Below are 13,350 nucleotides of genomic sequence, written 5' to 3'. Positions count from 1 at the left end.
CCCCACCCTCCTCATAGCCTTTTTTCTCCAAAATCTCTCCCAACCCTCTTCTGAAATTCTCCGTTTTCTTTCGCTCTCTCTGACCTATCCAATTTGTCTGACAAGTCTCACCTGTCAAAAAACCATTTTTATCACTACCCATTTCCTCATTTCCTCATTTCCTCATTTCCTCATTTCCTCATTTTCCACTGGCAAAGTTAATTATCGGTATTTCTGGCATTATTAGTATTATTGGCATTAAATAATTGTTAATTAAAATTTATTTCGTATATTTGCACCAAGTTTTTAATTTCAAAAAAATGAAAAGAATAATTCTTTCCCTATTAGTTACCGCTTGCTTGACTGCGTGTAGTAAAAATGACAACGAGGCTCCTGACGACAAGAAGCCTCCCGTTACTTTAGAACCCAAGCCAGCTCCTGAACCTACTGTGGGGGTATATCCTCGCATTGTAACTACTACCCAGCATTTAAGAAAAAAGCAATTGGTTGCTGAGTCTACTATTGTCAATGGTAAGGTTACTAAATCTATTCAGAAAGTAACTGATTTAGAAAACGGAAATGTTACTACTTATATCATTGATTACAAGTACGATGCTAATGGTTACCCTACCGAAATCACCACCTCACGTAAGGGGCGCACTATACTTGATGAGAAAGAAACTTACCGCTTTGAAAATAAAAGATTGGTAGAAAAGATTAAAATTGTAGAGGGAGGCGTAAGAACGAATACTCATAACTATTCTTACGACCCTGAAGGTAAGCTCATAAAGTACATTTACTCTACGCAACAATACATAGACCCTAAACCAAGTGTTAGAGAAACAAACTACACTTATACAGGCACTACTGTTTCAGCTGCTATTGTAGGCGGACATACTGAAACAATTACTTTCGACAGCCATTGGAATAAGTTGAAAAGTGAACAAAAATTCACTCGAACTGCCGAAATTTGGGAGTATCAATACAACGATAAACCCAATCAAGCTTATGGTCATTTAGGCGACTTGCTCTACCCCGAAGAGTTTATCTCTAAAAATTGTCTTACCTTAATGAGACACATTTCAAAAGAAGAAGGCAAAGAGGATTCTATTAGCGAATATCGCAGGGAATACCAATACAATGCACAGGGTAATATAAGAGAAATTAAAAAATACGACTCTAACGGTAAGTTAGAAGAAACCACAGAATACGAATATTAGTAATCAACTCAATGAAAACAGAACAAGAATTAGCCGAATTTTACGAGCGCTTAAAGAATGAACTCATCGAGACTTCACTCTTCCCAACTCGTTATCTCTATAAATTCGTAATACCTACTGATGAAGCCAAACTCAATCAGCTCAAAGAGGTATTTAAAAATACCGATGCCGAAATCACCACACGTCCATCGTCTAACGATAAGTACACAGGTGTTTCGGTAAGCCTTACCGTTAAAAACCCCGATGAGGTAATTGCCTATTACAAAGAAGCTGGTAAAGTAAAAGGAATATTATCATTATGACGACCTTAGAATATAACACCGAACGCCCTCACTTAATCATCCCCGAATACGGGCGACACATCCAAAAAATGATAGAAAAAGCGGTACTCCTTAAAGACCGCGATACACGTAATAAAACGGCTCGAAGTATCGTCGCCGTAATGGGAAACTTATTTCCTCACTTGCGCGACGTCCCTGATTTTCAACATAAACTTTGGGACCAGCTCTTTATAATGTCCGATTTTCAGTTAGACGTCGATTCTCCTTATGAAAAACCCACGCCTTCCACACTTCATAAACATCCCGAAAGACTTAGGTATCCTCAAGCACATCCCCGCTACCGCTTCTACGGCAACGTAATTATTCGTATGATAAACACTTGCGTAAATTGGGAAAAAGGCGACCTACGTGAAGCTTTAGAGTATTCTATCGCTAACCATATGAAGAAATGCTTCCTCACTTGGAATAAAGAAAGCGTAGACGATAGCGTGGTTTTTGAACATCTATACGAACTGAGTAACGGGCAAATTGATTTGAGAAAGGCTAACGAAGACCTTACTAATAGTCGTGACCTTATCCGTACGAAACAAAATCTAACTAAACGCACTCCTCAACCGCAACCTCAGCAAGCTAAAAGAATATTCTCAACAAATAAAAAAAATAACAATGGGCGTTTTTAAAATAGAAGGTGGACATACCCTCAAAGGAAGTATTACACCACAAGGAGCTAAAAACGAAGCACTACAAGTACTTTGTGCGGTTTTACTCACCGACCAAAAAGTTACCATTCACAACATTCCCGATATTCAAGATGTGAATAAACTGATTTCTTTGCTCGAGAATTTAGGAGTCAAAATCCAAAAGCTCGGGAAAGGTACTTATAGCTTTCAAGCCGACGATATCAATATAGACTATTTAAAGTCTGAGTCTTTTCATACCGAAGGGCAAGCCCTGCGAGGTTCTATTATGATAGTAGGTCCTCTGCTCACGCGTTTTGGAGTAGGCTATATTCCTAAACCGGGAGGTGATAAAATAGGTCGCCGTCGCCTCGACACCCACTTCGATGGGTTTATCAAATTAGGTGCCCACTTCGAATATGATGAGAATAATTTTACTTATAGCGTAGTAGCCGAGAAACTAAAAGGAAGCTATATGCTTTTAGAAGAAGCCTCTATTACAGGTACTGCCAATATTATTATGGCTTCCGTATTAGCCGAAGGCACTACAACTATTTATAACGCAGCTTGCGAGCCCTATGTACAACAACTCTGCCATATGCTCAACGCTATGGGAGCCGATATACAAGGTATCGGTTCCAACCTCGTTACTATCAACGGGGTAGAACGCTTGGAGGGTTGTACACACACTATCCTCCCCGATATGATTGAAATAGGTAGTTGGATAGGCTTAGCTGCTATGACCCGCAGTGAAATTACCATTAAGAATGTAGGCTGGGAGCATTTGGGTATTATGCCTACTATCTTCCAGAAATTAGGTATTACCTTCGAAAAGAAAAACGACGATATTCATATCCCCGCTCATACTAACGGCTATGAAATCCAAAATTATATCGATGGCTCTATCCTAACAGTAGCCGATGCCCCTTGGCCTGGTTTTACCCCCGACCTACTCAGTATCGTGCTGGTAGTCGCTACCCAAGCACGTGGGGAAGTGCTTATTCACCAAAAGATGTTTGAGAGTAGGCTATTTTTTATTGATAAACTCATAGATATGGGCGCTAAAATTATACTATGCGACCCTCACCGCGCTACCGTTATCGGTAATGATTTCCGTTCTCCTTTGCGCGCAACCCTAATGACCTCGCCTGATATTCGTGCCGGTATAGCCTTGCTTATTGCAGCTCTTTCAGCCAAAGGCACGTCTACCATTTACAATATAGAACAAATAGACCGTGGTTACGAAAACATCGACGGACGACTCAAAGCCCTCGGTGCCCAAATAGTAAGAGTTTCCTAATAGATATCCGATAACACGTAACATATTAATCATTAACCATTAAACATTAATTATTAAAAAGTGAATTATAATTTTGACGAAGTAGTTTGCAGAAAACACACCGATGCTCTCAAGTTAGAGGCATTAGCCCCCCGCTGGGGACGCACCGATTTGCTTCCTATGTGGGTAGCCGATATGGATTTTAAAACACCTCCTTTCATAGTGGAAGTGATGAAAAAACGTATGGAATGTGAAGTGTTTGGCTACACAGCGAAACCCGAAAGTTGGTATGAAGCCATTATCAGTTGGCAAAAACGCCGTCATAAGTGGACGATTACCAAAGAAATGATTTCATTTGTACCTGGGGTAGTACCAGCTTTGGCAATGGCAGTACAGGCATTTACTCAGCGTGGTGAAAAGGTGATGATTCAGCAACCTGTATATAATCCTTTTGCTCAGGTAATCCGCAATAACCATCGCGAATTAGTAAACTGTCCATTAGAGCTGAAAGATGGGCAATATTATATCAATTTTAAACTCTTTGAAAAAAAGATAAAAGGCTGTAAACTCTTCCTCTTCTGTCACCCTCATAACCCTGGCGGACGTGTATGGACGCGCGAAGAACTCGAAAAAGTAGCAACTATCTGTGCTCAGAACAACGTAACAATAGTAGCTGACGAAATCCACGCCGACCTTACCTTACTTCCCTACGAGCACATTCCGTTTGCCTCAGTAAGCGAAGAAGCTAAACAGAACTCCGTTGTATTTGCATCTCCCAGCAAGGCTTTTAATATGGCAGGCTTAGCTACCTCTTATGCGGTAATTGCTAATCCTACCCTGCGTCGTCGCTTCGAGAGCTATGTAGAAGGGAACGAATTGGCTGCTGGCAATGTCTTTGCTTTTAATACCGTTGTAGCAGCCTATAACAAAGGCGAAGAATGGTTACAACAAATGCTCACCTACGTTCAAGGTAATATTGATGAAGTGGTAAGTTATATCAAGGAAAACATACCTCAACTAAAAGTCATCATACCTCAAGCCTCTTATTTAGTGTTTATTGATTTCAGTGCGTTACAGCTCAACCAAAAAGATATAGTCGCTCTATGTACTAATAGGGCGCACTTAGCCTTAAATGACGGTAGTATTTATGGTGAAGAAGGCAATGGCTATATGCGCATCAATTTAGCTTGTCCGCGTAGTGTGGTAAGGCAAGCCTTAGCTCAACTCAAAGACGCAATAACATCAATATAAAAGTCAAGCGCCTAAATAATCAGATTATTTAGGCGCTTTTCACATTTCTATTCTCCAATATACCCAAGCTTTTAATTGAGCTCTTATCTCAATTTCAGCGTTACAATGCTAATCACCGCTAAGAAAATCCCTACAATAAGAAAGCGCATCACTATTTTACTCTCGTGATACCCCTTCTTTTGGTAATGGTGATGTAAAGGCGACATCAAGAAGATACGTCTACCTTCACCATACTTTTTCTTCGTATATTTAAAGTAAACCACTTGCAATATCACCGATAAGTTTTCAATGAGGAAGATACCACAGAGCACAGGCAACAAAAGTTCTTTGCGTACTGCTATGGCTATTACAGCTATAATCCCGCCTATGGTTAAACTTCCTGTATCGCCCATAAACACTTGGGCAGGATAGGTATTATACCACAAAAAGCCCACCAAAGCTCCTGCAAAAGCGGCTATGAATACCGTCATCTCCCCTACTCTTGGGATATACATAATGTTTAAGTATTCCGAGAAAATAATGTTACCCGAAATCCACGCAAATAACCCTAATGTCAGGACTATAATAGCCGAGCTTCCCGCTGCCAATCCGTCTATACCATCAGTAAGGTTCGCTCCGTTAGAAACCGCTGTAACAATAAGAATCACAATAGGAATAAATACCAGCCACACATAATGATGATAATTATCTCCTGCCCACGCAATGAGGTCAGCATAATCAAACTCGTTATTCTTCACAAACGGAATAGTAGTTTTCGTCGATTTCACTTCTGGAACAAAATTCTCTGTGGCTGTTTCTGCTACTACTTCAGTACGTGTTCGTCCAATACCTGTTTTCTCACTCTTAATAGTTACATTATCATTAAAATAGAGCGTCGCCCCTACGATAATTCCTAAGCCTATTTGTCCTAATATTTTAAAACGTCCTTTCAGTCCGTCTTTATTCTTGCGGAAAGTCTTGATATAATCGTCGATAAAGCCAATGGCTCCCATCCACACAGTAGTGATGAGTAGCAATAGGGTATATACGTTATCTAACTTAGCCAACAGCAGTACAGGTATAAGCGTAGCAAGAATAATGATAATCCCCCCCATAGTAGGAGTGCCTGCTTTCTCATTCTGCCCCGTAAGCCCCAAGTCTCGCACCGTTTCGCCTATCTGTTTGCGTTGTAGGAGGCGAATAATACGCTTCCCATAGATGGTAGAAATAAGCAAGGAAAGCATTAAAGCCAAGCCTGCTCGAAACGATAAGTATTTATAAAGCCCCGATCCTGGAAAGTCGTAATATTTTTCAAGATATTCTAATAAATAATATAACATTTTAAATAATAGTTAAATGGTAAGAGATAAGAACTATTTGATAACGATTGTAATCTCTTTATCGCGTCTCTTTTTCTTTTTGCCATCAGCGGCTTTTAAATCAATTTTCACGGTATGAGCATCTATTTTCTCAATATAAGGGTGTTTGCCTTTTATCTTCTTTATTTTGCCCTCGAATACAAGCGTATTATTGATATCAATATTAAACATCTTCTTCATCTGTGTTACGCGCTCTGCTTGCTCTTCATCATCTGTATTTTGTTCCAAAGCAGCGATATTGATGCGCAACTCCTTGCCGTCCCATTTAAAAGCCGAAATACTCAGAGGGTTGTTATTGCGTGTCCCTCTACCAATAGCGGCGGTGATAGAAGCGTATTCTTCAGGCGCAAAATGGTCGAACCTAACCTGAAAACCTACTTCCTTATTGTCTTTAAAAAGTCCTTTAATAGCTGCACGTTTCAGCAATTCAGCTTTATCAGCAGGAATGCTATCCTTTTCTACTGTTTTTTGAAAGTCGTAAACCGATTGCCATTCTTTTGGAAATTCGGGCATATTCACGTTTTTCAAACTGTTTTCTCCTTGTTTTGCCTTCGCTTGCATAGCAAGCATTTCACTCATATCTACTGCCATATCGGTAGAAATGGTAGCATCTTTATGAAATGTAAAGGTATTTGTTACACTACAAGATTGCAATGCCAGTAGTGCAAAAGCTAATAAAATCAATTTTTCCATTAGTTATCAATTACAAATTTCGGGGCAAAGATAATATTTTTTACAATACTTCTATCATTCCTCAAATCAAACGTACCTTTTTTACTTCAAAATATCTTTCTCTATCCTCCTTCTTAGGTTTGTTTTAACTTCGCCTTTCCTTCGTTCTTTGTTCGTCTTTTCTCTATCTGCCCGTCGTGCTACGACTGCCTGTGCGGCTCGCACCTGCCTGTCGTGCTACGACCTCGCACTGTCATTAATTTGGTATTATTGGCATTTCTGGTATTATTAGCATCTCTGGTATTGTGGTATTACTTCGGTATTATTGGTATTTCTGCATTGTAGTTTTCTGAAGAACTTCCTCCACCGTTGTCCTGTAATCAAACCAATGTATAGAACTATCTTTGTGAAACCATGTAAATTGTCGCTTAGCAAATCGACGAGTGTTCTTCTTAATTTCCTCTATCGCAAAGCCAAACGAGGTCTTCCCTTCAAAAAAAGCAAATAACTCCTTGTAGCCTACTGTCTGCAAGGCATTGAGTTCCTTGTGCCGAAACATATCTTGTGCTTCTATAAGCAACCCACCTTCAAGCATTTGCTCTACTCGCTCATCAATGCGATTGTAAAGCACCTCTCGTTCTGCCGTAAGTCCTACTTGTATGCTCTCAAAGTCTCTCACCGTTTCTTTTTTGTTTAAAAAAGACGAATAAGGCTTCCCTGCTACCATACACACTTCTAAGGCGCGTATCATTCGTTGCGGATTATTTGTATCTATTTTCTCGTATTGCACAGGGTCTAAAGTTTTTAGCTTTTGTTGCAAAAAAACAATACCTTCTGCTTTATACTGCGCATTCAGCTCTTTTCTTATCTGTTCATCGGTTTCAGGAAAATCATCTAACCCACTGAGCACTGCATTGGCATAAAGCCCACTTCCTCCCACCATTACTACCACATCGTGAGTTCTAAAAAGTGTGTTGAGCAAGCTAATAGCATCGCGCTCAAAATCACCTACCGAATAAGGCTCAAAAATAGATTTATGCTGAATGAAATGGTGCTTTGCCTGAGCCAATTCATAGGGCGAAGGAACAGCTGTGCCTATAGAAAGCTCCTTAAAAAACTGACGTGAGTCGCAAGAGATGATTTCAGTACCGAAGTGTTGTGCTAAGGCTATAGCCATTCGCGTTTTCCCAATAGCAGTAGGTCCTACCACACTCAAAAGTATTTTTTTATGCTTCATCGTGATTGTTCTTTTGGAGTATTAACTCACCACCACATTGGCTACAATATTTAGCCCCCTGCAAATGTTTGTCAAAAGAACATTGTTTGCAAACCAATTTTCCAGCAACCTCATTCTCTTTGTGTTGCTTTTTGTTCTCCTCAAAAGATTGTTTCTTTTTCATATGGGTATATTCAGCAGTAACAATACCCGTAGGTACCGCAATAACGCCATAACCCAATATCATTACAAACGAAGCTATCAGCTGTCCCAATGTAGTTTGCGGAGCTATATCTCCAAAGCCTACGGTAGTCATTGTTACAATACACCAGTAAACACCGCGTGGGATACTGCTAAACCCGTTCTGGTGTCCTTCCACTACATACATTACTGACCCTAAGAGTATACAAATCACCGATATGAAATAAATGAAGATAAGAATTTTGTCTCGGCTAGTGCGCAAAGCCATTTTCAGCTCCTCCCCTTGCTTCATAAAACTCGCTAAATCCAAGATACGGAAAATACGCAATAAGCGCAGAGCCCTCACTACTGATATTGCCTTTGCACCAGGAGCGAAGAACGATATGTACATCGGCAAAATAGCAATGAGGTCTATAATGCCATACATACTAAAAATATATTTATAAGGCTTTTTATTGGTAATAATGCGCAAGATATATTCAAGCGAGAAGAAAACGGTTATCACCCACTCCATAAACACCAACAAACCGTGCAAATAGTGGTCAACACCCTTTACGGTTTCAAGCATTACCATTATCACACTGATAGTAATGAGCGACAACAGCACAAGGTCAAATAGTTTACCTAAGCGTGTATTCGTCCCATAGATAATAATATAAGCCTTTTGCTTGAATATATTATATTTTGATTTAAGTGCTGCTTTGTCCATAAATCAATATTTACTAAGCCATTCACGGAATGAATAGAAGTTTTGTGGTGATACACCGTGCCCTATCGGAAACTCTTCATAAGTGCATTTAGCCCCTATCGATTTTAAAAACTCAGGTGTTTTCCTGTCCCATTCCACAGGTATTACTTGGTCACTGGTGCCGTGCGATACGTAAAAGTGCGTAGCCGAATGGTTCTCTTTCTTATATCCGTCTTTCAAGATATCCTCATTTAAGTAACCACTCAGTGCTATTACTCTGCGTATTTTCTTAGGATAAGATATCGCAATAGCCATACTCAATATACTTCCCTGACTGAATCCTAAGAGGTTTATGTTTCTCGTATCCAAATCATATACCTTACAAGCCTCATCAATACATCTCATTATTAATTCACGCGATTCAATAGCCTGCTCATTATCGCTCCAATAGGCTTGGTCTTCATCAAAGTTAATCATATACCACGCATAACCAAATGAGGTTAAATTATAAGGCGCACGCAATGATATAATCGTGTATTCTTTGGGTAATTCATCGGCAAAGGAGAAAAGGTCTTCCTCATTGCTCCCATAACCGTGCAACATAAATATTACAGGCGAACGTTTAGTCCTTACCTGTGGCTCGCGAATTACGTATTCTAAAGGTAGTTTTTTATGTGTTTCCATTGTTTTTTTCTTTGTTTTAAAGTAACAGTTTGTAAATAATAAAATCAAGCTCCCTATAAGAAAGGTAAGACATTTCTTAAACTCCACCGTTCAATATTGCTTGTCTGTGGGCAATAATCCCCAATACTTTTCCTTTCATCGTCGCACCTATAAAAGCACTATTCTTCGAAGCCGATAATATCATCTCTTTTGTAAAAACAGTCTCTCCTTCGGGAGTAAAGATAGTAACATCAGCTTCTGTATTTTCAGCTATGGGTGCAGTAGGTATCCCGAAACGTTTGCGCGCCGAGGTAAGCAGTGTTACCGCTCTTTCAACAGTTGTATACTGACTCAGCACACCCCACACATTCTCCAGCCCAATAGTTCCAAACGAGGCAAGATCAAACTCTTTAAATTTGAGTTCTATGTCCAACGGATTATGGTCAGAGGTAACAAAGTCTATCGCTCCTCTTTGTAAGGCGTCTCTTAGTTCCTTCACATTTTCAGTATCGCGCAAAGGGGGCAACACCTTGTAATTAGTATCAAACCCTTCTAAAACCTCGTCAGTAAACTGAATATTATGGATAGCTACGCTACAAGTCACGTCCAATCCTTTGTTTTTTGCCTCCTCAATAAGCGCTACCGATTTTGCTGTGGATATAGTAGGAATATGTAACTTCCCCCCTGCGTATTCTAATATAGCCAAATCACGCGCTACACACAGTTCTTCAGCCAAAGCAGGAATGCCTTTTAGTCCTAATCGTGTGCCTTCTATATGCTCATTCACCACACCTTTACCCATAATTTTAGCATCGTTAGGAAAAGAAATAACAATACCACCGAAAGGCTGTGTATATTGCAAGGCTATTTTCAGCAGGTTGCTGTTGTGTATGGGCTTCTTATAATCGCCAAAAGCCACAGCACCTCCATTTTGCATATCGTAAAGCTCGGCAAGAAATTCCCCCTTGCTTTCTACGGTCAGTGCCCCAATAGGGTGAGCGGTAGTAGCAAAATGCTTCGTTTTTTCTTTGATATACATTACAGCTTGCTTGTTGTCGGCTACGGGGTGAGTAAGCGGATTAACGAGCACGTGTGTAAAACCACTTCTCTGTGCCGTAAGCATTCCATTCTCTAAGGTCTCCCGCTCTTCAAAGCCTGGTTCGCCAAAGCAAACACTGCTATCCGTCCAACCTTGTGATATACAAGTGTTTTCCAGCACCTTATCTACCCCTTCGGCAGCAATATGATTGGATATCTGCTTAATAACCCCATCTGAAATTAAAATATCTTTTACAGCACCGTGATAGGCACTCTCTTCATCAATAATCTTTGCCGACTTGAGTAATATATCCATAGAATTACGCTTTTAATTTCTCTGCAAAGGTACAACTAAAAAAACAATTAAAAACTATTTTTACAAATTATTTTTTTCAGATAACAAAATTTAGTACATTTGTCGCCTAATAAAAAAAGACAACAAGTACAAAAAGTTATTTTTATAAGCGAATCTCTATAAGATGTAGAAGATTTTTCTACAAAACACCCCTTATACAGTGATACCACAGGTATAGCTATCGTCCAAGATTCGTCCAAGATTCGTATAAGGTTTGTCCAAGATAGGTTATCAGAATATTTTTCTAACCTTAAAAATCTGTTATCTCAACATTCACCTAATTTTAGAAAATACCCAAAAACTATGGAAAGCATATTTAAACATTGCCCGAATTGTACTTCTACAAACATCGAATTTCCTAATAACGTGCGCTTTTTGTGCCACGATTGCGGTTTTACCTATTTCCACAATATTGCCGCCGCGGTAGCAGTAGTGTTTAAGCATAAAGATAAAATACTATTTACAGTCCGCAATATGAACCCCGACAAAGGAAAACTCGACCTCCCAGGTGGTTTTATCGACCCCAACGAAACGGCTCAAGAAGCAGCTTGTCGCGAAGTAAAAGAAGAAATGGGACTCATCATCAAACCTGAGCAACTGCGCTTTATCACCACCTACCCCAATAATTATCTGTACAAAAATGTACCCTACCGCACTATGGATATCTTTTTTGAATGCGAACTCAAAGCCGAAGAAGTACATATTGTAGCCCCCGATGAAATAAAAGAGCTCCGGTGGATAGCTCTTAAAGATATTCGAGAAGAAGAAATTGGTTTTATATCTGTGCGTACAGTCATAAAACAACTTCAAAGCTAATTATTGATATACAGTTTATTAGTTTAGAAAAAAGAGAGATTTCTTAAAAAATAATTTCTTTTTTGCTTGGTGTTTTCAAAAAAACACGTACATTTGCAAAATCTAAAAGAAAGAACATAAAACAATAATTTATGGCAACAATTATCAATTACGCGATTATTATTATCTATTGTACAGCATTAGTAGGCATTTTCTTATATAGCCTTTCAATGCTTAGTTTGCTACTGAACTATCTCAAACATCGCAAACAAAACGACGAGGCTCCTAAGTTTAACTTGCTTGACCCTAAGGAGATTCCGTACGTAACCATCCAGCTACCACTTTACAACGAGAAGTATGTAGTACGTCGTTTGCTCGAAAATATCGCAAAATTGGAGTATCCTCGTACCAAACTCGAAATTCAAGTGCTCGACGACTCTACCGACGAATCAGTAGCTGAAACCGCTGAAATCATAAAAGAACTACAAGCTACAGGCTTGGATATTAAGCACATTCGTCGCACCAATCGCGAAGGCTTTAAGGCAGGTGCTCTTAAAGAAGGATTAGCTATTGCCAAAGGTGATTTTGTTGCCATCTTTGATGCCGACTTTATGCCTCAACCCGATTGGCTCAAACGTACGGTAGTATACTTCAAAGACCCTGAAATAGGCGTAGTGCAAACTCGCTGGGGGCACATCAACCGCAATTATTCTATCCTTACTAAAATACAAGCTCTCGCTCTTGATGTCCATTTCACTCTTGAACAAGTAGGGCGTAATTCTAAAGGATATTTCATTAACTTCAACGGTACAGCAGGTATTTGGCGTAAAGCGTGCATTTACGATGCAGGTAACTGGGAAGGCGACACCCTTACCGAAGACCTCGACCTTAGTTATCGTGCTCAATTAAAAAATTGGAAATTCAAATATTTGGAAGATGTAGAAACGCCTGCCGAGCTTCCAGTAGTTATTTCAGCAGCACGCTCTCAACAGTTCCGTTGGAACAAAGGAGGGGCTGAGAACTTCCGTAAAACAGTAAGCCGTGTATTAGCAGCTAAAAACATAGGTTGGAAAACCAAATTTCACGGGGTAATGCACCTCCTCAATAGCTCTATGTTCTTATGGGTATTTGTGGTATCAGTTCTTAGTATCCCTATGTTGTACATCAAAAACCAATACGGACATTTAGCGTGGATTTTCCACATTACTAGTTTCTTTATCATTAGTACTGTTATCTTGTTTATTTGCTATTGGTTTACTTATAAGAACCTGCAAGGAAAGACCTTCGACGACTTTTTAAACTACATCAAACTGTTTGTAACGTTCTTCTCAGTAGCCTTAGGTTTCTCTTTCCATAACACTGTTGCAGTACTCGAAGGACACACAGGTAAACGCAGTGAGTTTGTGCGTACCCCTAAATTCAATATCAATGCACTCTCCGATAGCTGGAAAAACAACAAATACATCAATACCAAACTATCGCCTAATATGATAGTAGAATTCTTACTAATGTTGTATTTCCTCTTTGGATTATACAGTGCCGTTCGTCTTAACGACTTTGGTATGTTCCCATTCCACTGTATGCTTACCCTAGGTTTTGGATTTGTATTCTTCAAATCACTTACCTCAAAAGCTTAATTGATTAGTATATTTGTAAATTAGCAAATGAATGTATAAA

At 39.5% G+C, this 13,350-nt stretch carries 13 protein-coding genes; 7 read left to right on the top strand and 6 right to left on the bottom strand.

Annotated elements, in window-relative coordinates:
- Nucleotides 1–299: 299 nt before the first annotated feature.
- From HMPREF9072_RS04470 to HMPREF9072_RS04450, 5 genes are read left to right on the top strand one after another with little or no spacing between them, the layout of a single operon-like run.
- A complete protein-coding gene (locus HMPREF9072_RS04470; protein ID WP_009410744.1) occupies nt 300–1,199 on the top strand; it encodes a hypothetical protein in 900 nt (299 codons plus the stop codon).
- Between the two features lie 11 nt (nt 1,200–1,210).
- On the top strand, nt 1,211–1,501 hold the full coding sequence (locus HMPREF9072_RS04465) for a DUF493 family protein (RefSeq protein WP_009410743.1): 291 nt from the start codon (nt 1,211–1,213) through the stop codon (nt 1,499–1,501).
- Nucleotides 1,498–2,160 carry a DUF4290 domain-containing protein gene (locus HMPREF9072_RS04460; protein ID WP_002672843.1) on the top strand — a complete coding sequence of 221 codons (663 nt, stop codon included), beginning with the start codon at nt 1,498–1,500 and terminating at the stop codon, nt 2,158–2,160. Before HMPREF9072_RS04465 ends, HMPREF9072_RS04460 begins: the two co-directional genes overlap by 4 nt.
- Complete coding sequence (gene murA, locus HMPREF9072_RS04455; protein ID WP_009410742.1) at nt 2,147–3,457, top strand: UDP-N-acetylglucosamine 1-carboxyvinyltransferase; 1,311 nt, start codon at nt 2,147–2,149, stop codon at nt 3,455–3,457. Before HMPREF9072_RS04460 ends, murA begins: the two co-directional genes overlap by 14 nt.
- 60 nt (nt 3,458–3,517) lie before the next feature.
- Nucleotides 3,518–4,687: a MalY/PatB family protein gene (locus tag HMPREF9072_RS04450; RefSeq protein ID WP_009410741.1), complete on the top strand. Its 1,170-nt coding sequence runs from the start codon at nt 3,518–3,520 to the stop codon at nt 4,685–4,687.
- 83 nt (nt 4,688–4,770) lie between these two features.
- Here HMPREF9072_RS04450 and mraY read toward each other — a convergent pair whose 3' ends face one another.
- The 6 genes from mraY to HMPREF9072_RS04420 form a co-directional block, all read right to left on the bottom strand.
- Nucleotides 4,771–6,006 carry a phospho-N-acetylmuramoyl-pentapeptide-transferase gene (mraY, locus tag HMPREF9072_RS04445; protein ID WP_009410740.1) on the bottom strand — a complete coding sequence of 412 codons (1,236 nt, stop codon included), beginning with the start codon at nt 6,004–6,006 and terminating at the stop codon, nt 4,771–4,773.
- 33 nt (nt 6,007–6,039) lie between these two features.
- The gene (locus HMPREF9072_RS04440) at nt 6,040–6,738 is read right to left on the bottom strand and encodes a hypothetical protein (protein ID WP_009410739.1); all 699 of its coding nucleotides are present in this window, start codon (nt 6,736–6,738) and stop codon (nt 6,040–6,042) included.
- A 301-nt stretch (nt 6,739–7,039) separates the two neighbouring features.
- The gene (gene miaA, locus HMPREF9072_RS04435; RefSeq protein ID WP_009410736.1) at nt 7,040–7,954 is read right to left on the bottom strand and encodes a tRNA (adenosine(37)-N6)-dimethylallyltransferase MiaA; all 915 of its coding nucleotides are present in this window, start codon (nt 7,952–7,954) and stop codon (nt 7,040–7,042) included.
- Nucleotides 7,944–8,843: an ion transporter gene (locus HMPREF9072_RS04430; protein WP_009410735.1), complete on the bottom strand. Its 900-nt coding sequence runs from the start codon at nt 8,841–8,843 to the stop codon at nt 7,944–7,946. The genes miaA and HMPREF9072_RS04430 overlap by 11 nt, the downstream gene beginning before the upstream one ends.
- Nucleotides 8,844–8,846: 3 nt before the next feature.
- Nucleotides 8,847–9,593, bottom strand: coding sequence for an alpha/beta hydrolase (locus HMPREF9072_RS04425; RefSeq protein ID WP_009410734.1), 747 nt, complete (start codon nt 9,591–9,593; stop codon nt 8,847–8,849).
- The gene (locus tag HMPREF9072_RS04420) at nt 9,583–10,839 is read right to left on the bottom strand and encodes a dihydroorotase family protein (protein WP_009410733.1); all 1,257 of its coding nucleotides are present in this window, start codon (nt 10,837–10,839) and stop codon (nt 9,583–9,585) included. The genes HMPREF9072_RS04425 and HMPREF9072_RS04420 overlap by 11 nt, the downstream gene beginning before the upstream one ends.
- Nucleotides 10,840–11,181: 342 nt before the next feature.
- Here HMPREF9072_RS04420 and HMPREF9072_RS04415 point away from each other — a divergent pair, with 342 nt between their 5' ends.
- Nucleotides 11,182–11,694 carry an NUDIX domain-containing protein gene (locus tag HMPREF9072_RS04415; protein WP_009410731.1) on the top strand — a complete coding sequence of 171 codons (513 nt, stop codon included), beginning with the start codon at nt 11,182–11,184 and terminating at the stop codon, nt 11,692–11,694.
- A 131-nt stretch (nt 11,695–11,825) separates the two neighbouring features.
- The gene (locus tag HMPREF9072_RS04410) at nt 11,826–13,310 is read left to right on the top strand and encodes a cellulose synthase family protein (RefSeq protein ID WP_009410730.1); all 1,485 of its coding nucleotides are present in this window, start codon (nt 11,826–11,828) and stop codon (nt 13,308–13,310) included.
- Nucleotides 13,311–13,350: the final 40 nt, after the last annotated feature.

It is taken from the genome of Capnocytophaga sp. oral taxon 324 str. F0483, assembly GCF_000318315.2.
Classification (GTDB): domain Bacteria; phylum Bacteroidota; class Bacteroidia; order Flavobacteriales; family Flavobacteriaceae; genus Capnocytophaga; species Capnocytophaga ochracea.
Note: the sequence above shows the minus strand (reverse complement) of the source record. Positions and strands in the feature narration are given on the sequence as shown.

Bases quoted from the DNA above. Each gene is read 5' to 3' on its own strand.
- HMPREF9072_RS04470 (WP_009410744.1), top strand. From the start codon at position 300: ATGAAAAGAATAATTCTTTCCCTATTAGTTACCGCTTGCTTGACTGCG.
- HMPREF9072_RS04465 (WP_009410743.1), top strand. From the start codon at position 1,211: ATGAAAACAGAACAAGAATTAGCCGAATTTTACGAGCGCTTAAAGAAT.
- HMPREF9072_RS04460 (WP_002672843.1), top strand. From the start codon at position 1,498: ATGACGACCTTAGAATATAACACCGAACGCCCTCACTTAATCATCCCC.
- murA (WP_009410742.1), top strand. From the start codon at position 2,147: ATGGGCGTTTTTAAAATAGAAGGTGGACATACCCTCAAAGGAAGTATT.
- mraY (WP_009410740.1), bottom strand. From the start codon at position 6,006: ATGTTATATTATTTATTAGAATATCTTGAAAAATATTACGACTTTCCA.
- HMPREF9072_RS04440 (WP_009410739.1), bottom strand. From the start codon at position 6,738: ATGGAAAAATTGATTTTATTAGCTTTTGCACTACTGGCATTGCAATCT.
- miaA (WP_009410736.1), bottom strand. From the start codon at position 7,954: ATGAAGCATAAAAAAATACTTTTGAGTGTGGTAGGACCTACTGCTATT.
- HMPREF9072_RS04430 (WP_009410735.1), bottom strand. From the start codon at position 8,843: ATGGACAAAGCAGCACTTAAATCAAAATATAATATATTCAAGCAAAAG.
- HMPREF9072_RS04420 (WP_009410733.1), bottom strand. From the start codon at position 10,839: ATGGATATATTACTCAAGTCGGCAAAGATTATTGATGAAGAGAGTGCC.
- HMPREF9072_RS04415 (WP_009410731.1), top strand. From the start codon at position 11,182: ATGGAAAGCATATTTAAACATTGCCCGAATTGTACTTCTACAAACATC.
- HMPREF9072_RS04410 (WP_009410730.1), top strand. From the start codon at position 11,826: ATGGCAACAATTATCAATTACGCGATTATTATTATCTATTGTACAGCA.